General features: G+C 34.0%; 19 protein-coding genes and 1 pseudogene. 6 read left to right on the top strand and 14 right to left on the bottom strand.

Features of this window, described 5'->3' with window-relative positions:
• Positions 1-135 precede the first annotated feature (135 nt).
• The 4 genes from L0669_RS18015 (at position 136) to L0669_RS18000 (ending at position 4,178) form a co-directional block, all read left to right on the top strand.
• Positions 136-999, top strand: coding sequence for an AraC family transcriptional regulator (locus tag L0669_RS18015; RefSeq protein WP_263759195.1), 864 nt, complete (start codon positions 136-138; stop codon positions 997-999).
• A 64-nt stretch (positions 1,000-1,063) separates the two neighbouring features.
• Positions 1,064-2,239 (top strand): MFS transporter, encoded by a 1,176-nt coding sequence (locus tag L0669_RS18010; RefSeq protein WP_263759193.1) that lies wholly within the window; start codon positions 1,064-1,066, stop codon positions 2,237-2,239.
• An 11-nt stretch (positions 2,240-2,250) separates the two neighbouring features.
• Complete coding sequence (locus L0669_RS18005; protein ID WP_263759192.1) at positions 2,251-3,060, top strand: siderophore-interacting protein; 810 nt, start codon at positions 2,251-2,253, stop codon at positions 3,058-3,060.
• 128 nt (positions 3,061-3,188) lie between these two features.
• Entirely contained in the window at positions 3,189-4,178 is a 990-nt protein-coding gene (locus L0669_RS18000) for a hydrogen peroxide-inducible genes activator (protein ID WP_263759191.1), read from the top strand.
• A gap of 93 nt (positions 4,179-4,271) precedes the next feature.
• Here the strand turns inward: L0669_RS18000 and L0669_RS17995 are convergent, their stop codons facing one another.
• The 3 genes from L0669_RS17995 to L0669_RS17985 form a co-directional block, all read right to left on the bottom strand.
• On the bottom strand, positions 4,272-5,069 hold the full coding sequence (locus L0669_RS17995; protein ID WP_263759189.1) for an alpha/beta hydrolase: 798 nt from the start codon (positions 5,067-5,069) through the stop codon (positions 4,272-4,274).
• Between the two features lie 117 nt (positions 5,070-5,186).
• Complete coding sequence (locus L0669_RS17990) at positions 5,187-5,603, bottom strand: OsmC family protein (RefSeq protein WP_173971299.1); 417 nt, start codon at positions 5,601-5,603, stop codon at positions 5,187-5,189.
• A gap of 337 nt (positions 5,604-5,940) precedes the next feature.
• Positions 5,941-6,891 carry an aldo/keto reductase gene (locus L0669_RS17985; RefSeq protein ID WP_341849975.1) on the bottom strand — a complete coding sequence of 317 codons (951 nt, stop codon included), beginning with the start codon at positions 6,889-6,891 and terminating at the stop codon, positions 5,941-5,943.
• Between the two features lie 92 nt (positions 6,892-6,983).
• Between L0669_RS17985 and L0669_RS17980 the strand changes: the two genes are divergently transcribed.
• Positions 6,984-7,712, top strand: a complete 729-nt coding sequence (locus L0669_RS17980; RefSeq protein WP_263759188.1) for an IclR family transcriptional regulator — start codon at positions 6,984-6,986, stop codon at positions 7,710-7,712.
• 25 nt (positions 7,713-7,737) lie between these two features.
• Here the strand turns inward: L0669_RS17980 and L0669_RS17975 are convergent, their stop codons facing one another.
• The 9 genes from L0669_RS17975 to L0669_RS17935 all read right to left on the bottom strand — a co-directional run bounded on the left by L0669_RS17975 (position 7,738) and on the right by L0669_RS17935 (position 15,127).
• A complete protein-coding gene (locus L0669_RS17975; RefSeq protein ID WP_263759187.1) occupies positions 7,738-8,244 on the bottom strand; it encodes a 4'-phosphopantetheinyl transferase family protein in 507 nt (168 codons plus the stop codon).
• Positions 8,241-8,495 carry an acyl carrier protein gene (locus L0669_RS17970; protein WP_263759186.1) on the bottom strand — a complete coding sequence of 85 codons (255 nt, stop codon included), beginning with the start codon at positions 8,493-8,495 and terminating at the stop codon, positions 8,241-8,243. Before L0669_RS17970 ends, L0669_RS17975 begins: the two co-directional genes overlap by 4 nt.
• A 1-nt stretch (position 8,496) precedes the next feature.
• The gene (locus tag L0669_RS17965; RefSeq protein ID WP_263759185.1) at positions 8,497-9,771 is read right to left on the bottom strand and encodes a beta-ketoacyl-[acyl-carrier-protein] synthase family protein; all 1,275 of its coding nucleotides are present in this window, start codon (positions 9,769-9,771) and stop codon (positions 8,497-8,499) included.
• Positions 9,768-10,205 carry a 3-hydroxyacyl-ACP dehydratase FabZ family protein gene (locus L0669_RS17960; RefSeq protein ID WP_263759183.1) on the bottom strand — a complete coding sequence of 146 codons (438 nt, stop codon included), beginning with the start codon at positions 10,203-10,205 and terminating at the stop codon, positions 9,768-9,770. Before L0669_RS17960 ends, L0669_RS17965 begins: the two co-directional genes overlap by 4 nt.
• A 325-nt stretch (positions 10,206-10,530) precedes the next feature.
• Positions 10,531-11,583 (bottom strand): type III polyketide synthase, encoded by a 1,053-nt coding sequence (locus L0669_RS17955; RefSeq protein WP_263759182.1) that lies wholly within the window; start codon positions 11,581-11,583, stop codon positions 10,531-10,533.
• Positions 11,580-12,293 carry a methyltransferase domain-containing protein gene (locus L0669_RS17950; RefSeq protein ID WP_263759181.1) on the bottom strand — a complete coding sequence of 238 codons (714 nt, stop codon included), beginning with the start codon at positions 12,291-12,293 and terminating at the stop codon, positions 11,580-11,582. The genes L0669_RS17955 and L0669_RS17950 overlap by 4 nt, the downstream gene beginning before the upstream one ends.
• Complete coding sequence (locus L0669_RS17945) at positions 12,294-13,421, bottom strand: NAD(P)/FAD-dependent oxidoreductase (RefSeq protein WP_263759180.1); 1,128 nt, start codon at positions 13,419-13,421, stop codon at positions 12,294-12,296. It abuts the gene before it with no gap.
• Positions 13,422-13,670: 249 nt separating this feature from the next.
• Positions 13,671-14,675, bottom strand: a complete 1,005-nt coding sequence (locus L0669_RS17940) for a TQO small subunit DoxD (RefSeq protein WP_263759179.1) — start codon at positions 14,673-14,675, stop codon at positions 13,671-13,673.
• 35 nt (positions 14,676-14,710) lie between these two features.
• Positions 14,711-15,127 (bottom strand): hypothetical protein, encoded by a 417-nt coding sequence (locus tag L0669_RS17935; protein WP_263759178.1) that lies wholly within the window; start codon positions 15,125-15,127, stop codon positions 14,711-14,713.
• A gap of 226 nt (positions 15,128-15,353) precedes the next feature.
• On the opposite strand from L0669_RS17935, the gene L0669_RS17930 reads away from it, so the two are divergent.
• On the top strand, positions 15,354-15,986 hold the full coding sequence (locus L0669_RS17930; RefSeq protein ID WP_263759177.1) for a response regulator transcription factor: 633 nt from the start codon (positions 15,354-15,356) through the stop codon (positions 15,984-15,986).
• On the opposite strand, the gene L0669_RS17925 is transcribed toward L0669_RS17930, so the two are convergent.
• The gene (locus L0669_RS17925; RefSeq protein WP_263759176.1) at positions 15,983-18,736 is read right to left on the bottom strand and encodes a sensor histidine kinase; all 2,754 of its coding nucleotides are present in this window, start codon (positions 18,734-18,736) and stop codon (positions 15,983-15,985) included. The two genes, L0669_RS17930 and L0669_RS17925, sit on opposite strands and share 4 nt — an antisense overlap.
• A 57-nt stretch (positions 18,737-18,793) precedes the next feature.
• Positions 18,794-18,859, bottom strand: a pseudogene (locus tag L0669_RS23715) (two-component regulator propeller domain-containing protein); the annotation flags it as partial.
• Positions 18,860-19,315: the final 456 nt, after the last annotated feature.

Below are 19,315 nucleotides of genomic sequence, written 5' to 3'. Positions count from 1 at the left end.
TCATTAAGTAAATAGGTTTTTACTATTTTGATAAAATAAAAAACTAGTTATAACATTTGATTCTGCTACATCTAAAATAATCTTTAGTAAATTTGTTCCCTGTTATCTTTCAGAATACCACTTAAAAAACAACTATTGAAAAAGAAACTGAATATAGAAATTCACACCAAAGAACTGGACAGCTTAGGTATTCAGGTGAAAGAAATAGTAGCTAATAATGTAGATTTTAGCGGGCATTTAACGAAAGCACACCGAGACGATCATTATGTTTTTTATATTCAGGAAAAAGGATTGATAGAACTTATGATTGATTTTAAAAATCATCAGATAGAGGATCAGGCGTTATTTTTTATTGCTCCTGGTCAGGTACATTATTATACCAAACAAATGGATTCTAAAGGATATTTTATTTTTTTAAACCCATCTTACCTGCAAAACACATATCGAAGGATTTTTGATACGCATCAAAATGTTTCTCAGGTTGTACCCATCCAGAATACTGTTTTATTTAATGCTGTAGAATTGATACTTCACCAGTTAAGTGAAGCCGTTACTGATATTCAAAAAAACATCATTCGTTCGCTTGTCGATAGTTTGATGGGAATGACAGTTTTGGAGTTTTCTAAAAATGAAAATCCTAAAAACGGGATTGATAGAAAAACAGAATTGACTTTTCAGTTTAGACAATTGGTACATAAACATTTCTTAGAATTAAAAAGACCTAAAGATTACGCTGCTTTATTACATATTTCGGTACCTTATCTGAACGAAATGGTTAAGGAACAAACCGGATGTGCCTCAAGTTACTGGATACAGCATGAAATTTTACTGGAAGCGAAACGATTGCTTTTTTACACACAATTAAATACTAAAGAAATTGCTTTTTCATTGCAATATGAAGATCATACTTATTTCTCCAGATTTTTTAAAAAGAATGAAGGCATTACGCCTTTAGAATTTAGAAAGAATTACTGCGATTTGTCCAATCAAAACTCTTAGTTAGCCATTTCTGTTTCTTTATAAAGCCCATTCCTTTGTACTCGTAATTTTTAAACAAAAAAACATGAGTAGAATTTTAGAAAAGGGACAAACAATTGACTTTTATAAAGCCACAATTCCAATCATTTTATCGGTATTTGCTATTTACCTCACGATAGGTTTAACATTAGGAATCGTGCCGGGGTTTGTACAAAACGATTTAAAGTTTAATAGTTTAATTGTTGGTTTTGTGATTGGTTTACAACCGCTAACCACTCTTTTAACGCGGGCTTATTTTGGGAAAATCACCGATACCAAAGGAGCTAAAAGGTCTAAACTTGGCGGGATACTTTTGGTAATGGTTGCAGGGATAATTTATGTATTTGCAGCTTCATTTGCGTCCTATCCTTTGGTGTCATTATTACTTCTTTTACTGGCAAGAATCGTTCACGGTATTGCAGAAAGTTTGTTGGTGATTGGCGCTTTAACATGGGGAATTGGTTTAGTGGGACATGAAAAATCAGGAAAAGTAATGACCTGGAACGGAATCGCGATGTATGGCGGAATTGCCGTAGGAGCTCCTTTAAGCATTTGGATAGCTAAAGATTTTGGTATTGTTTACGCCTTAGGCATGATTGTAATTTTACCTCTTGCAAGCTGGATTTCGACCATAAAACTACCAGCGATACCAGTTGACAAAGAGCATATCAGAACACCATTTTATAAAGTAGTAGGAACGATTGCGAAACAGGGATTAACACTGGCTTTTTCTTCTATGGCTTTTGGTTGTATTGCTTCTTTTATCGCTTTGTTTTTTACCGAAAAAAACTGGGGAGATGCTTCTTTGGCCTTTATGATTTTCGGATTATCTTACATCCTTACAAGAGTCTTTTTTGCTTCTTATCCTGATAAATACGGAGGGTATAAAGTAGCTGTAGTTTCTTTGATCATTGAAGTTATCGGACAATTTCTTATTTATACTTCTTTTACCAAAGAAATGGCTCTGATAGGTTGCGCCTTGACCGGAATTGGTTTTTCGCTTGTTTTTCCTTCTTTGGGAGTATTGGCAATCAAAAAAGTAAAACCTCAAATGAGAGGAACTGCTTTAGGAGCATATGCTGCATTTTTTGATCTTTCATTGGGATTAGCCGGGCCGTTGGCAGGATTAATTGCGGGTTGGTTTAGTTATCAGGATATCTATTTGTTTGGGAGTATTAGCTGTTTATTGGCTTTGGGAACTATGTTATTTAAACGAGATTAATGGAAATGATTATGGAAAATTATCAAAAAAAAGTTATTCGATCTGCATTTACGGTAAAGCATAAGTCTTTTATAACACCACATTATATTCGTGTAGTTTTTGAGGTTACCAACGAGCAATTAGATTTGATTGCGAATGTGAAGCCCGGATCTAACAACAAAATATATATTCCGCCCAAAGGGATGAATGTTATTTATTTTACGAATAAAGAAAGCGTTGTCTTATCTGAGCTTTTGCCTGTAATGAGAACTTACACAACCAGAAGTATCGATTTTGAAAAAAAAGAATTAAGTATTGATTTTGTAGCTCATGGTGATAATGGTCCTGCTTCTGGTTGGGCTCAAAATGCTGAAGCAGGGGATATTTTAGGTATTGCTATGAAAGAAAATGTAAGAGATTTGGTTCCTCAGGCTGATGAGTATCTTTTAGTAGGTGATGCGACCGCACTTCCGGTAATTGGAAGTATTTTAGAACAACTTCCGAAGGGAGTAAATGTAAAAGCAGTACTCGAAGTATACGGGAAAAAGGATAAAATTGATTTCATATCTCAGGCCAATGTAAGTATAGATTGGGTATATAATAAACATCCCGAAAAAGGAAGTGAGCTTGCACAATTTGTAAAGAGCATCCTGCTTCCTGACATAAAAACGAAAAGATTTGCATTTATTGCAGCAGAATACAATACCGTCAAAGTACTAAGAAATTATTTTAAAGTAGAAAAAGGATGGGACAGAAGTGAATATAATGCTTCGTCATATTGGAAAGCAGGAAAAACTGAAAGTGAATCTACAGCAGAACGTAGGGAGGAAAAAATGGATTAAACTTTATTCTGAAGTAAAAAAATACCGAAACAGGCGAGAGAAAACTTTTTCATTTGCCTGTTTTTTATTCTAATATGTCATAAGTAAAACAATATGTTTAGTTATCTTTATAAAATAATTTTATAATCATGACGATACAACAATTAAAATATATTGTAGCATTAGATGAAGAACGCCATTTTGCCAGAGCTGCCGAGGTTTGTATGGTAACACAACCTGGACTAACGATTCAGTTGAAAAATCTGGAAGAAGAAATAGGTATTAAAATCTTCGATCGGAATAAAGTACCGTTAACGCCTACCACACTTGGAATTGAGATTATAAATAAAGCAAAGAAAATACTTCGTGAAGCCGATGAAATTCGGGATTTTGTGGTAAACGAAAAAAACTTGCTCGAAGGTGAAGTTAGAGTAGGAGTGATTTCGACTTTATCGCCTTATTTGATTCCGTTGTTTATAAAGGCAATGAAAGAAGCGACTCCCAAAGTACATTTTATTATCAGAGAAGCGAATACGGGACAATTGATGAAAGAATTAGAAACGGGTTCGCTAGACGTAGTTTTGATGGCGACACCTACCGGAAACCCTAATTTAATAGAACATCCTATTTTTAAAGAACCTTTTGTAGCGTATCTAAACGAACATCATCCTATGGCGAATAATGAGTTTTACGAACTTCAGCCGGGAGATAAAACTGAATTATTGTTGCTTCACAGCGAGTTTTGCTACAATGCGCAATTACTTGATATCTGCGGAATCAAATCCCCAGGGAAATTAAAAGAACAATTCACCTATGATATTAGTTCAATCGAAACCTTAAAAAATCTTGTACGTGCGCAATTAGGTTTTGCTATTATACCAGAGCTTTCGATTTTGAACGAAAACAATTCAGGACTTTTTAAACCTTTTAAAGAACCAAAACCCGTAAGAGAAATCAGTTTGGTGGTTTCGGATTCCTTTTCGAAAAAACTATTACTCGAAAAAATGAATGAAGCGATCTGGAATTGCCTTCCTGATTCTTTAAAGAAAGATTTCGCCTTTCGTAAAATACGCTGGAATGATTCACCTTATTTTGCTAAATCGGTTAGTGATTACATAAAGTTAAATTCCAAAACTTAAAATAAAAATTCCAAATAAAAAAAATCCAAATTCCAACTTGAAGACAAGCCAATTGGAATTTGGAATTTTAAAAAATTGGAATTTATTTTAAATTTATTTTTTCAAAGAAGCAGCAATTATAACTTTAGCAACAGCTTCTGGTTGCGACATAAATACTACGTGGCTTCCTTTTATTTCGGTTACTTTTGTATTAGAACGTTTGTACATTGCGCGTTCGATTTCCGGAGCAATACTTTTATCTTCCGTTGCAACAATTCCGTAAGCAGGTTTGTCTCTCCATGCAGCTTTAGTGATCGGAGTTCCAAATCCTTTTGCGTAGAATGCACCTTGAGATGCGTACATAAATTCAGCATCTTCTTTGCTGATATCCGCAGCAAAACCAGCATGAAATTTAGCTTTATCATAATATACAATTCCTTTATCGTCAGGACTTAATACACCATTTTCAGGAGCTGGAGGAGCAGTCATTAACCATTGTACAGTTGTTTCGCCGTTATCAGGCTGAAAAGCTGCTACGTAAACCAATGCTGCAACTTTTGGGTGATTTCCTGCCTCAGTAATAACACTTCCTCCCCATGAATGTCCTACCAAAACAGTTGGTCCGTCTTGTCTGTCTAAAACTACATTTGTTGCAGCAACATCATCTTCAAGTGAGCTTAAAGGATTTTGAACGATGGTAACGTTATATCCTTTTTTAGTCAATACCTGATATAAAGCTTTCCAGCCAGAACCATCAGCAAAGGCACCGTGTACCAATACTACATTTTTAATAGGCGCTGTAGTTGTTTTTGTTTGTGCGTTTGAATTTACTGTAGCAAATAACAAACTAAAAATAAGTGCTGCGAACATGAAATAGCGATTCAATTGTTCTTTTAAAGAGATTGTTTTCATTTTTGTAAATTTTAAATTGTTGTGTTGCAAATGTGTTGTTGTTCAATTATTTTGTTGTTGTGTTGTTTTTGTCAGGCTGAGCGAAGTCGAAGCCCCGCTCAGACCAACATTTAGTAGTTATGCTAATGTTACTGATAAAGTAATTTCAGTATTTAATAATTTTGAGATAGGACAAATTTCTTTTGCTTTTTGTGCCGCTTTCTGAAAATCTTCTTCAGTAATTCCTGGAACTTTTCCGTTAAGGATTAACTGAATTAAAGTAATGGTTCCGTCTTCAAAAGTTACTTTAGCTTCGGTGTTTAAATCTTCAGGTACAAATCCTGCTTCAGAAAGTAAAAAGCTTAGTTGCATAGTAAAACAGCCAGAATGTGCTGCTGCGATTAATTCTTCAGGATTGGTTCCGACACCTTCTTCAAAACGGGTTTTAAAAGATAATTGTGCGTTGTCTAATGTTGTGCTTTGAGTACTAATTGTACCTTTTCCTTCCATTCCTGTACCTTTCCAGTTTGCGTTTGCTCTTCTTGTAAATTTCATGATCTTAATTTTTTAAGTTATTTATTTTGTGATTCAAATCGTTTGTTTGATTTTGATGAGACAAATTTATGGCGGTAGTTATTATTAATCAAATTAATAATTTTTGGCACTTATAAATTTAATTTATGATAAAGAAAGGTTAAGGTTATAATGACCTTGATTTCCTTGGGTTTATGGAGTATTATTACTTTCTTGGAGCGTTAAAGCAGAATAAAAAAAGGACATTAAATATTTAAATGTTTTTACACTTAAGTATTCAATGTCCTTTAAAATTAAATAAATATCAAATCTGTCTACCAGAGTAGAGGATGCTGTATAAAGAATAGTTTGATCTAAATTACAAACTGGCTGTATTTAATAATGAAAGATCTTCTGTATCCAGTTGTATTGTAGTTGCGTTTATTAACTCCTTTAACTGCTCCGGATTTGTTGCACTAACTATAGGAGCTGAAATTTCAGGTTGGTGTATGATCCACGCCAATGCAATTGTTCCCGGAACAGCATGATGTTTTGAAGCTACAATATCTAGTGCTTTAAGAATTCTAAATCCTTTTTCGTTTAAATATTTTTCTACGAATGCACCTCTTTTACTGTCTTTTAGATCGCTTTGATCACGATACTTGCCAGATAAGAAACCACTTGCAAGGGAAAAATAACTAATAACACTTAAATTATTCTTTACGGTAATTGGTTTTATATTATCTTCAAAATCATGACGATCGTATAAATTATATTCCGGTTGAAAGGTTTGATAAGCAGGAAGATTATTGTTCTTGCTGATGGTAAGGGATTCTTCTAAACGTTCAGGAGTAAAGTTTGAAGCACCAATTATTCTCACTTTTCCTGCTTTGATAAGACTGTCATAAGCTTCTAAAGTTTCTTCGATAGGCGTATTAAGATCATCATAATGAGATTGGTATAAATCAATATAATCGGTTTGAAGTCGTTTTAATGAATCTTCGGCTGCCTGAATAATGTATTTTTTACTCAATCCTTTTTTAGTATCAGAGAATTCGGCACCTACTTTTGTAGCTAACATAATTTTGTCTCTTTTACCGGATTCTTTAAGCCATTTTCCAATAGCCAATTCAGATTCTCCACCTTCGTGACCTTGTACCCATTTCGAATAAACATCTGCAGTATCTAAGGCATTAAATCCTGCATCAGTAAATTGATCCAGTAAATTAGAAGTCATTTTTTGGTCTGTAGTCCAGCCGAATACATTTGTTCCAAAAACTAGCGGCGCAATTTCGATCGTAGAATTACCTAATGTTTTATTTTGTATCATAATTTTTAAATTTTAATCAAATGTAATTATTTAATGAACTTTTGTATTTAATAATAGTATAAAATGTAATTTTGTTCATTATATATGAACTTATGAATCAATCGGTAAAAAAAACATTTCAAATTTTAGAGTACATTGCTTCAAGCGGTAATTTCGTCAGACTTAATGATGTTGCCAAGGCTTTGGATTTAAAGAAAAATTCTGTTCATAGTTTTTTAGACAGTTTAAAACAGCTAGGTTATTTAGAGCAAGATGACGTAAGCCCGAGATACCGAATAACGTCAAAACTGGAATGCTTGTACGCTCCTTTGTTATCTGTTAATGAACTCAAAAGTGAGTTACGGCCAATTTTAGAAAAAATAACAAGTCTTACCAATGAATCCTCATATCTCGCGGTACAAATGGGATCTTATTACAGACACGAACTTAAATGTGAACCAAACAGGGCGGTAAAAATTACGCTTAATACAGGTAAAGAGTATGAAATGACAACTACGGCTATAGGAAAATCATTTCTTGCTTTTTCGACACATTTGCAAAGTAATTTAAGTAAACAATATAATATAGAAGAAGTTGCTACCATTGAAACCGAAATTAAAACAATACTAAAAGCGGGTTATGCCCTGGATGTTCAGGCGTACGATCCTGATTTAAATTGTGTAGCGATGCCTATATTTTTCAAAAATAAACCGATAGCGGTACTTTGTGTTTCCGGCCCTTCGTTTAGATTTAAAGAACCACAATTTATAGAATCTTTACGGATAATGGAATTTCTTATTAAGGAACATGGCAAATACAGCAGTAAACTGAATATTAGCTAAAAAAAGAACACTATAAATTTCTGTTTTATTTCTGATCAATAACGACCACTTTTTCAAAACGTCCGTGATGACTTATCGAAACGTCTTTTAAAATATGTAAGGGAGGCTGAGACAAAAAAGGAATTCCGTCTTGATCTTTAATAATGTATTTTTTCTCAATTTCAATTACATTATTGAAATGATCTTTGCTGGTTACAGCTACGGTGTGTAAACTATCTTTTGAGAAAATAGTTTTTGTATAATAAACATTCTTCAGGCAAATAACTTGTCCTGTAGCGTAATGATCATTTTTTGAGATAATAGCGCACTCGAGTTTTTGAGGGATGTATGCTCGTATTTTCGTTTGTCGATTATAGATTTTATAGGCTGCTTCTTTCATGCTCCAAAGCAGCCATAACATGGTTTCAGGATCTGATGTTTGCGAGATTAGCAATTGCTCAGATGGAGTAAAGAGTTTTTCAATATAGCCTTTTCGCCGCCAATTACTTTCATGGCGGGATTGCAGGATATCTATAACATCATTACCAATCATTTTGCAGCAAGTTTGTCAGATATAATTTCTACCGCAGTTTTTACGTCAAGCATTCGCTCCATATCAGCATTGTCAATTACTACGTCACATGCTTCTTCAATATCTAAAACAATATCTACCAAATTAGCCGAATTAATACTCAAATCATTAATAAAATCGGTTTCCTCGGTAAGATTGTCATAAGCTTCAGTATTTGTGGTGTAAGGCTTTATGATCACTTTTAATTTTGCTATAAGTTCTTCTTTGTTCATATTATTTTTCGAATTTTTTAAAGATTATACAGGCGTTAACATCACCAAAGCCAAAACTTGCTTTGGCAATTATATTAAGATTTTTATGAATTGTTTTTAAAGGCACTTTTGATGCATCAATAAGTTCAGTAATTTCCGGGTGAAGATCTTCGCAATTGAGATTTCCAAATAAAAAACCTTCATGAAGCTGCAGTATCGTAGCAACACTTTCGACACTTCCGGCGGCACTAAGGCAATGTCCGGTCATACTTTTCAGGGAATTAATATAAGGAAAATTAGTTCCTTTTCGATCTAAAGCTTTAGTCCAGTTTTCAATCTCCAGACTGTCTTTTGTCGTTGCGGTAAGATGTCCGTTTATGGCGTCAATATCAGTTGCCGCAATTCCGGAGTTTTTTATGGCATCCGTTATGCATTTTTGTACAGCCGTGCTATTAGGAGCCGTCATACTGCCATTGCCCCGTTGTCCGCCGGAGTTGACATTTCCGCCTAATATTTCGGCATAAATAGTAGCACCACGATTTAAGGCACTTTCTAACTCTTCGATTACTAAAGCACCGGCACCGCTTCCGGGAACGAATCCTGCTGCGCTGGCGCTCATAGGTCTTGAACCTTGTTCGGGAGTATCATTATATTTAGAACTACAAACCCGAAGCGCATCAAAACCCGCCCAAATATAAGGGCCGCTATCTCCTGTACTTCCTGCTAATATGCGTTTTGCCTGTCCTGCTTGTATGCGGTCGTAGGCCATCATTATTGCTTCGGTTCCTGTAGCGCAGGCGGATGAATTTGTAGTAACCTGATTGCCTAAACCCAGTTTTCCGCCAAGATAAGCGCTAATTCCGCTATTCATGGTTTGCGCGACAACCGTACTGCCCAGTCGCCGAACTTGCAATTCGTCTATTTTATAAATGCTTTCACGAAATTTATCGATGCCTGATGTTCCGGATCCAAAAATGGTTCCACTGTCCCAATCCGGTTCTTCGTTTATTTCTATTGATAATCCGGCATTTTTCCAGGCTTCGATTCCGGCAATAACACCGTATAAAATTCCTGTACTATTAAAACCACGAAGTTCTAATTCTGTAAAATACTCCGATTTTAATTCTTCTGATATTTGTGGCTGACCGGCAATCTGACAAGAAAATTGTAATTCCTGTAATTGCGCATCATGTCTGATGCCTGATATTCCGTTTTTTAAGGAATGAGCAAATGCAGGAATTCCGACCCCGTTTGGAGCCGCTACGCCTAAACCTGTTATTACAACTCTTTTGCTCATAATTTTGTAGTAATCATACCAGCCAATACGCCTTTGCAGACTTCTTGTCCGGCTTCGTTTTTCATAATTACATCACATTTTAGTTTGCCAAACCTAAAAAATGATTTCTGAGAAGTTACGGTCACTTTTTCATTAGGATAAACAGGTTTTAAAAACTGCATATCTGCTGATGTAAAAGCTATTACAGTGTTTTTATTAAAGTCATTTCCCAATAAATAAATTCCGAGGCAAACCATACCAATCTGCGCCATTGTCTCCGTTAAAATAACACCGGGAGTTACGGGATTGTCTTTAAAATGTCCTTTATAAAAATCCAGATCTTCATTAAAAGTATAAGTTCCGCTAACGCTATTTTCATCTACATGCAGTAATTCATCCACAAATAAAAAAGGTTTGCTGTACGGTAACTGCGCTAAAATATTTTCTAAAGTCATAATTTTTTTTTCGTTTAAGAAGTTGCTGTTTGATTGGACGCGGATAAAACGGATTTACTTCGTAAAAACGCGGATTAAAACGGATTTTTTTATTTTATTAAAAATTGAATGCTTTCGGATCATTAAAATATTTTTTAATCTGTGTGTAATTTGGACGCGGATAAAACAGATTTACTTCGTAAAAACGCGGATTAAAACGGATTTTTTTTAACTTGAAGTAAACAAAATTTCAATATTTTAAATCCGTTTTTATCCGCGTCTTCGCGTAGCGAATCAGTAAAATCCGCGTCCAATTTTATATCACAATAATCAAATTCAATTTATATTACCATTGCAATAAAACACGCTGTGCCGAAAATCCCGGGCCAAAACTCAGCATTAATCCTTTTTCTCCCGGTTTTGGATTTTCATCCATAATGCTTTCTAAAACATATAAAACCGTGGCGCTTGACATATTACCATATTGTTTGAGAACTTCTTTTGTTGCATCGATATTTTTGCCTAATCCGGAGAAAAGAGCTTCTACTGTGTTGACTATTTTTTTTCCACCGGGATGAAAAATCATATGATCGAGATCTTTTATTTCTAAATTATTTTTTTTCAAAAAAGGATGTATAATATCTCCAAAATGAGAAGAAATAGTCTCCGGAACTTCAATGTCTAAGACCATTTGCAAACCAGAATTGGTCAGTTTAAACCCCATCATATGTTCGGCATCATAAAAATGATACATTTCTTCATTAAGTATTTCAGGGCCGTAATCTTCTTCATAAGACGATAATAAACAACAAGCCGCACCGTCGCCAAAAATTGCTGCACTAACAATATTAGGCATCGAAAAATCATTGAGCTGAAAAGTTGCCGTTGGAGATTCTACCGCTATAATGGCAGCACGTTTCCCCGGATTGGCTTTCAGGAAATTCTTGGCATATATAATCCCTGATATCCCGGCTGCACAACCCATTTCGGTTACTGGAAGTCTTACGATATCCTGTTTCAGTTTCATTTTATTAATTAAATAAGCATCCAAAGACGGAATCATTATTCCGGTGCAACTTACCGTAATAATATAATCGAGAGTTTGTGGTTCCCAACCTGCTTTGTTGAGTGCTTTCTCTAATACCTGTTCTCCCAAAACGATAACTTCACGGCTGTAAATATCATTTTTATCTTCAAAAGAAGTTGCTGTAAAAACTTCTTTGGGATCCATTATCGAGTAGCGTTTGTCTACAGCTGCGCCTTCAAAAATCTTTTTTACTTTTTTAATGAAACGTTCGTCCTGATCCTTCAGCCATACATCCAAAAACGGAAGTATGTCTGCAGTTGCACGCGAATATTTGGGTAGTTGCTTGGCAACTGTTATAATTTTTACACTCATTTTTTAGCAATTATCCATTGGTAACGAAAAGCCCATTTCCAGTTTATGGTATAGTTTTTTAAATCTAATTTTTTAGAGAAATTCTCCAGTTCTTTTTTCTTAAATCCTCTTAATATAGAAATCAGTCCATCTTCGCGCGACATTTTGTTTAATTTGAAAACAGCACAAATTTTTTCGAAAAGGCGATAAGCTAATTTGCTGCGGTGCAAGTCGTTAATAACAATGCCAATATTTGCATTCTTATTAAAGGTAGTCATTATATTTAATATTTCTTCGTTAGAAAAGTGATGCAGCGTAAGTGTACACAAAACGATATCATATTCAATAGCATTAAAATCTTCACTAAAAATATCCACACATACATACTCAATGTTAGGATATTCAGTAGATAATTTTCGGGCATAGTTGATGGTAAAAGCATTTGCATCTATTCCAATAAGTGTAAGATTCAGGTTGTTTTTTTTACCGTAATTGGCCAGCATACGAAGCATATCTCCGTTACCGCAACCTATATCTGCAATTGTTATGGTTTTCGTTGCGTCAGATTTTTTCAATAATGTTTTAAGTCCGTGAAGCGTGAGTTTATTACCGCCTAATAACCTGTTGATACTGGCAATTTTATCTAAAGCTTCCTGCAGTTCTTTTCCTTCCAGAAAAAAATCATCCATTATCTCCGTTTCCTGTGTTCTATATGTAGTATCTATGGCCATTTAATGAATTGCTATTGGTTTGCCGTGCGTTTGTTTGATAATTGCAGGTAATAGGGCAGGTAAGGCTACAGTAATAGCAACGAGAGTATTGGTAATTGTTTTATTTTTTAAAACTTTAGCCAAAAGACGTCCCATGAACAAGCGTTTACCAAAATGCTTTTTCCATTGTTGGGTGTAGCTTTTTTCTAATTCTTCTCGTGAATTGAGCTTTCCGGAATAATAATCCAAGACTAATTCTGAGGCTATTTTTGCACTGTGTATTGCCATTGCCATTCCGTTGCCGCATAAGGGGTGAATAAGTCCGGCGGTGTCGCCAATCATTAAAATATGATTTTCTACGGGCTTTTTTTTATCAAAAGAAATTTGGCTTATCGTAAGAGGTTTGTCAAAAAGTAGCGTACTATTTTCTAATACATTTTTTAGATGTTTGTTTTCATACAATACATTACGCTGATATTCTTCGATATTTTTATATTTTTTAAAGGTTTCATAATCGGCCAGATAACAAATGTTGATGATGTCATTTTCGACTTTTGAAACGCCGCAATAGCCGCCTTTAAAATTATGCAATGCCACAACATCATTATTAAAATGGCCATAATAATGCGCTTTGACAGCTAACCAGGGTGATTTCTTTACGAAAAAATCTCTTGATAATACCTGATCGATATTCGAGCGTTTGCCAAAAGCGCCCAATACTATTTTTGATGATAAAACCTGATTACTTGTATTGATGGTAAACAGATCATTATCTAAAGCAACATTGGTAACCATTTCTTTTATAATGATGCAGCCATTGGCTATTGCTTTTTGAAACAAAAAATTATCCAGCTGATACCTGCTAATTCCAAAACCGCCTAACGGAAGATTCGCAGAAGCTGTTTTTCCTTTGCGTGTGGTAAACTCAAATTTATTGATAGTGGCAGGGTGTAATTTTGAAATATCGGCATTAAGCCAATGAAGATAGGGCAGGATTTCGTTTGAAACATATTCGCCACAAACTTTATGACGAGGATAACCCGATTTTTCTATTAAAGTCACGGTTAATCCTTTTTGAGACAGATGCAAAGCGCCCGCCAGACCAGCAAGACCGCCTCCTATAATAACGACATCTGAATTTGTTTTCATACTAAGCAATTTAGCTATTATATCTCAAATATTTAATACATTTTTATATTAAAATTGCTTAAAATTTGCAACGATAAATCTGTTCCTGACGAGATTGTTTACAACAAAGATCGAAAAGTTGTTAAATTATTAATTACATAATTTCACGGGTTCTTTATAAAATTACAGCTTTATTTGTTTCGAATTTTTAGTTTATAATAATTCTAAAACAAAAAAGCGGGAAGATATAAGCTTCCCGCTTTTTTAAAATTAGAAACCTGCTGTCCAGGTTGCGCCACTGATGTCTGTTAGGGTAAGTGTATAAGCACTTTTTTGAAAATCCCATTTATTGTCGATCGGAATTTTGATCGTGGCTTTTGCGCCCAACGGAATGACTAAACTATGTTTGCCGGGTTTTATCTTGGCTACATAATGATTGGATATTGTTTGAGGAGATAGTTGAGCAAGATCATTTCCATCAAGCTGTAAAAGTTGTTTTCCTGATTCGTTTTTAAGCGAAATACCAATTAAAAATGAACCATAAACATCAACGCCTTCTACGCGATAAACATCGAAAGTTAGCTCGTTGCGATCAATTTTTAAGTTGCTGATTTCAAGCTTTGGTTTTACAGATTTGTTATGTAACGTGCCGTAAACTCCGCCATGAAAATATTGATTGGTGAATAAAGTAAGTCCAAAAATAGAGAAGACAATTACTAAAAGTAACGGTTTATGAGATCCCAGATTCAGTTCTCCTGATCCTAAAAAGCGAAACCATTTTGTTTGGGTAAAACGTGATTTTTTTGATATAAAATAACCGTCAAGCGAAAGGTAATTGCTTCCGGTTAAAAACAAAGTAAATCCTGAGGCAAGGCCTAAAATTCCAATTTGCCATTCGTCAAGGCAAGTCGTTCCGATCCAGCCGGAAGCCAATAAAATCCCTAATGCTAATAAGAAAACGCCAATACTCATCAATCGAGTAAATAAGCCTAACATTAGTGCCAAACCTACAATACCTTCGATAATTGTAAAAGCAACCATATTGATCCATAAAGCATCAGGATGAGTAACCAGATATTCTATAACGGGTTTTATGCCAAGAGCATTAGGCAAAAAGTGATTAAATTTTTCTCCTATATATCCCGCTTCTTCGGGAATGAGTTTGTTTTCGAGTATAAGTCGCCTCCAAAAGGCCGAAAAGTAGGTCCAGCCCACTACTAAACGCAAAGCCAACGGAACGATAGCGTTCACGTCAAAAGTTTTTTGATGTTGCATGATATTTTATAGTATTTAAAAAGTAAAAAATTGTTTTAAGCGGTATACGAAACCACTCGCGGAGCAATTTTTAGATTTTTAAATACTATAAATATAGGAGGAAAGCTTGCCGAACTTTTATTGAATTCGAAAGCAGGATTCACACATAATGTATTAAAGTCTTTGTTTTCTTTGGTTTGAAAATTAAAGCATTTTAATTTATGTAATGAAGGTATTTGCGTTGCAGCAATTGTTTTTTTTGATGCAAGATTCTTGTTGAGAATATTTACCGTACAAGATCCCTGAACGGGCAATTGAGTCAGGCTTTTTTGAGAAAGCACTACAGATTCAATTCCGGCAAAATGCAAAACTGATTTTTTGATATGACAATTAGAGAAAGCATAGATCAAACCCACCAGCAGCAAAAACTGCTTTAGATACTTTAGGATAGTGGTAGGTTTTTCTAATTTCATTTTATAAAAATAGTGCTTTAAAAATAACTTTTACTGGTTTTGCAAAACGTTAACAACTTCTGTTGGGTGAATATTGATGTATACTCGCATAAAATCATAATATTTTGTCTTATATTACTATTAAAAAGACTTAGTTAGTCGATTTGTTTATAGTTTAGTTTTATTGATTTTGAAAAATTGCTTTTAGTTCATCGAAAAAACGTATTTTTGACTTGTAAAATTCCCCATGAAAAAACAATATAATATACTACTGGCAGACGACCATAGCGTTGTGCGACATGGAGTTTCTTTGATATTAAAAGATGCTTTCCAGAGGATAAATATCACCCATTGTGATAGTTTTGATCAGGTGATTAGTAAATTACGCGAAAAGCAGGATTTGATTTTTCTGGATATCAATCTTCCTGGTGGAAACAGCACCAAAATGATTGAAAAAATAAGGCAAAATTATCCGAATTTGTTGATCCTGATGTTTTCTGCTTATGACGAAACACAATATGCGCTGCGTTATATTCATGCCGGAGCAAATGGTTATTTGAATAAAGACAGCAGCGATGTAGAGATTGTAAAAGCGGTACGGTCTATTATTGAAACAGGAAAGTATATTAGTGATGCTGTTAAGGAAAAAATCCTGGAAAATGCTTTATACAAAACTCCCATAAACCCACTCGAAAGTCTTTCTGACAGAGAAATTGAAGTTGCTGAACTTTTGGTTAGCGGAGAAGGAAATCTTGAAATTTCGAATAAATTAAATATTCAAATGACAACGGTGAGTACTTTTAAAAATAGAATTTTTGAAAAACTGGGCATTAATAATGTAGTTCGGTTAGTCGAAATTTTAAGGATCTACAAAAACTAGTTCGTTTTTGGATTTGAAAATGTAATCGTAATTTTTGTACCAAAAACAGCACTGCTTTCGATCTTCATTTTACCTTTCATGATCTCCAGAAGTTCTGTAATAATCTGAAGTCCCATACCTGATTTTTCATCTTTTTCAGTCCTAAATTGTATTTTTTTGTTATTATAAAGATGTACTAATTCTGCTGACATTCCGACTCCTGAATCTTCTATTTCAAAATATACTTTGTTCTCTTTTATACCCGAACTCAATATAATTTTTCCCGAAGCAGTATTTTTTATGGCATTATCTAACAGGTTATGAATGATAATCGAAAATAATAATCTGTTGTTATTTACAATATGGCTCACACTTATAAGGTTGTAGATAATAATTTTTTTAGAAAATGCAATATTCGAGAAAATTGTAATTTTTTCTTCGACCAGAGTATGTAAACAATATGAACTCGATAAGTTATCTTGTCTGGAAACTTTAGTATATTCCAGAATATTCCCTACAAAATTATACAACTGCGATGAAGAAGTGTGTAGTGATTTTATGCCATCACTAACCGCATCAGGATCATTTGGATTTTGATAAATATGTTTTGCAGTCATCGCCAAAAAGCGCAAAGGGCTTTTAATGTCGTGTGTAATGATACCAATAAGTTTTTTATGGTCTACGATTTGTTTGCTCAAATTTGCAGTAGTGTCTTTTAATGTACTAATGGTATTTCGGAGCTGGGAGGTTTGCTCTGCTATTTTTTTCTCTAAAAGGATATTCTTTAGGCGAATATATTTTAATCTCATTTTTACCAGATAATACAATCCTGTAATCATTAAAAGAATCAACAATATATGAAACCAAACGGTTTGATAAAAAGCCGGAGAAATAATGATAATCAGTGTTTTGTACTGATATTCTGAATTACGACCGGTCATTTTTCTGGCACTTAAATAATAAGTTCCGGGAGGTAGGGTTGTAAACGAAATATTATTGTCTATTAATTGTTCCCATTTCTGATTTATAGGACCCTCGACTTTGGTTTCGATATTTAAATTATTAGAATTACCAAAATAGGGACTGTTTATAAAAAGTCTAAGGCGCTCAAAATCATGTTTTAAAAATAGTGTGTCATTAATAATAGGCGAATATTTATTATTCACTTCAGCTTGTTCGAAATAAATATTTCCTTTAGGCAGCAGCTTTTTTATTTTTTCAGAATCAAAAACAACGATTCCTTTCATAGAAGGAAATGTCACATGATTGTTCTCTAATAACAAACCACATGGCTGGCAGCCTCCATTAAATTCATTGGTACCAAAACCATCGGCTTTGTCATAATAATGATAGTAAACACTTTTCGTTTTCTTATTCGCATAATCCAGCAGGTCTTTTTTAAAAACCTGAAAAAGACCTTTGTTTGAAGTGATCCAGAAAAAACCATTGGGATCTTCTATAATGCAATGCGAAGAAAGCAGGTATTTGTTTTTGTCTACAGGAAAATGGGTTGTTTTTTTAGTAATCTGATTATAGAGGTAAAAGCCTGTATCATAAGATGTAATCCAAATGTTATGCGAATTATCAATGTAAATACTTCTCACATACGTTTTTTGTATTCTGGGTATGTTTTCAATCTTTTTTTCCTTAAAATAAATTTTATGAAATCCTAAGTGAGATCCTGTCCAGATAATATTGTTTTCTGTCTGAACCATATAGGTTACATTAAAATGTACATTCATATAAAATTCAAAACACAATTTATCTTCTGTACCTTCGAGCGTAAATATTTTTCCTTTTGGAGAGCCTCCAACACTCATACCAACGAGTATTTTTCCTTCTTTCATTTCAAAAATCTGCGTAACCCTGTCCTGAAAAGCCCATTTATTGTAGGTAACAAAGTTGCTTTTTTTGTGAAAACAGTAAACGATATTATTTTCCTTGGTCCAGATGTTTCCTTTTCGATCCGTCATAAGGCTGTAATTATCATTATTATATTTAAACAGAAAATTAGCAGGTGAACCATCAGTAGTAAAAACTTCACCTGATGTTGCTAGAAATTTATTCGTTCCATAGGGTATTTGTGCATAATAAACGCCATCTGTTTTGTTGCCGGAAATGGTTTTAAAAAGCTTTTTCTTTACAACAAGCAATCCGTTTGTACTGCTTCCGATATAAAAAATATCATCTTCAGGATCATAATAAGCAGATACAATATTACTTTTTGAAAGATCATAATTTTCAAGTAGCAGCTTCAATCTAAATTTACCTGATTTTTTTTCAAGCATATAAAAGTTTCCTCCAACAATAAAAAAAGTTTGCTGCGAAACATTATTTACAATTAATGAAAAGTTGTTTCCGGTGAGGCGATCTATTTTGACAGGATGAATCTTTCCGTTTTCAAATTTTATAAACTTCTTTCCATCATAATTATAAAGAATATTATTTATGATGAAGAATTTTTGGTTTTCATTGTAATCGTATTGTATCTGCCATAACATTTTATTTTCGTTGTCGTAAAGATCAATATGTTTGCTTGAAATCGAATAATACTGATTGTCGGTTCTGTAAATTTTATTGTTATAAAAACGCCTGTTTTTGTATAAATTATTACTGATTTTAAATTGTTCAGGAACTTTGCTTTTTGGAATTATTGAAGCTTTATTGTTTTTTATCAGAATATATTCAGCAAGATCATTCAGTAAGTAAATCTTGTCTTTTGCAGCATTTCCGCGAAAAACGGCCATTCGGTTAGTAGTCATTCCTGCCATATTTTCGATGTTGAAAATTTTAAACTGATTGCCATCGTAGCGAACCAAACCGTTTTCTGTTGCCAGCCATACAAATCCGTTAATGTCTTTAATGATTGACTTGACACTATTTTGCGGAAGAATGTTATTATCTGCAGAATGCCAAACAAGCGTATAGTCCTTGTTTTCTGCTTGAGAAAAAAGGGAATTGGCCGGAGATAATGCCAGGAAACAAACGATAAAAGGAATAAAATGTCTAATCGTTATGGTGGTATTTTTTTAAGAATAAGGCTTTTAGAGTGCTCAAAATGCGACCTCCAATATTACGAAACATTACTGTTAAAAATGTAGCGCTTTTTTGTAGAATTAATTCTACATCAGGAGTATAGATTCTCTACACGTCTTTAAAATGAGAATAAAGAAATTCGCACTCAAATTACTATAATTATCAAGTGCTTGTTTATCAGTAGAAATGCTAATGACAAGAGATCAATTATTACAGTAGTTACCAGAATAAGTACGATCACCTTTGAAAGAAAAAAGTAACCCCAAACACTTCATCTTTTAAAGGGCTTATTCTGGGTGTTTAAATCAGAATAT

This window comes from Flavobacterium bizetiae (assembly GCF_024271895.1).
GTDB lineage: Bacteria > Bacteroidota > Bacteroidia > Flavobacteriales > Flavobacteriaceae > Flavobacterium > Flavobacterium bizetiae.
This window is presented reverse-complemented; position numbering and strand designations above follow the sequence as displayed.

What these genes read in the sequence shown, in the direction of transcription:
- L0669_RS18010 (WP_263759193.1), top strand. Translation starts at nt 1,064, where the DNA reads ATGAGTAGAATTTTAGAAAAGGGACAAACAATTGACTTTTATAAAGCC.
- L0669_RS18005 (WP_263759192.1), top strand. Translation starts at nt 2,251, where the DNA reads ATGGAAAATTATCAAAAAAAAGTTATTCGATCTGCATTTACGGTAAAG.
- L0669_RS18000 (WP_263759191.1), top strand. Translation starts at nt 3,189, where the DNA reads ATGACGATACAACAATTAAAATATATTGTAGCATTAGATGAAGAACGC.
- L0669_RS17995 (WP_263759189.1), bottom strand. Translation starts at nt 5,069, where the DNA reads ATGAAAACAATCTCTTTAAAAGAACAATTGAATCGCTATTTCATGTTC.
- L0669_RS17990 (WP_173971299.1), bottom strand. Translation starts at nt 5,603, where the DNA reads ATGAAATTTACAAGAAGAGCAAACGCAAACTGGAAAGGTACAGGAATG.
- L0669_RS17985 (WP_341849975.1), bottom strand. Translation starts at nt 6,891, where the DNA reads ATGATACAAAATAAAACATTAGGTAATTCTACGATCGAAATTGCGCCG.
- L0669_RS17980 (WP_263759188.1), top strand. Translation starts at nt 6,984, where the DNA reads ATGAATCAATCGGTAAAAAAAACATTTCAAATTTTAGAGTACATTGCT.
- L0669_RS17975 (WP_263759187.1), bottom strand. Translation starts at nt 8,244, where the DNA reads ATGATTGGTAATGATGTTATAGATATCCTGCAATCCCGCCATGAAAGT.
- L0669_RS17970 (WP_263759186.1), bottom strand. Translation starts at nt 8,495, where the DNA reads ATGAACAAAGAAGAACTTATAGCAAAATTAAAAGTGATCATAAAGCCT.
- L0669_RS17965 (WP_263759185.1), bottom strand. Translation starts at nt 9,771, where the DNA reads ATGAGCAAAAGAGTTGTAATAACAGGTTTAGGCGTAGCGGCTCCAAAC.
- L0669_RS17960 (WP_263759183.1), bottom strand. Translation starts at nt 10,205, where the DNA reads ATGACTTTAGAAAATATTTTAGCGCAGTTACCGTACAGCAAACCTTTT.
- L0669_RS17955 (WP_263759182.1), bottom strand. Translation starts at nt 11,583, where the DNA reads ATGAGTGTAAAAATTATAACAGTTGCCAAGCAACTACCCAAATATTCG.
- L0669_RS17950 (WP_263759181.1), bottom strand. Translation starts at nt 12,293, where the DNA reads ATGGCCATAGATACTACATATAGAACACAGGAAACGGAGATAATGGAT.
- L0669_RS17945 (WP_263759180.1), bottom strand. Translation starts at nt 13,421, where the DNA reads ATGAAAACAAATTCAGATGTCGTTATTATAGGAGGCGGTCTTGCTGGT.
- L0669_RS17940 (WP_263759179.1), bottom strand. Translation starts at nt 14,675, where the DNA reads ATGCAACATCAAAAAACTTTTGACGTGAACGCTATCGTTCCGTTGGCT.
- L0669_RS17935 (WP_263759178.1), bottom strand. Translation starts at nt 15,127, where the DNA reads ATGAAATTAGAAAAACCTACCACTATCCTAAAGTATCTAAAGCAGTTT.
- L0669_RS17930 (WP_263759177.1), top strand. Translation starts at nt 15,354, where the DNA reads ATGAAAAAACAATATAATATACTACTGGCAGACGACCATAGCGTTGTG.
- L0669_RS17925 (WP_263759176.1), bottom strand. Translation starts at nt 18,736, where the DNA reads ATGGCAGGAATGACTACTAACCGAATGGCCGTTTTTCGCGGAAATGCT.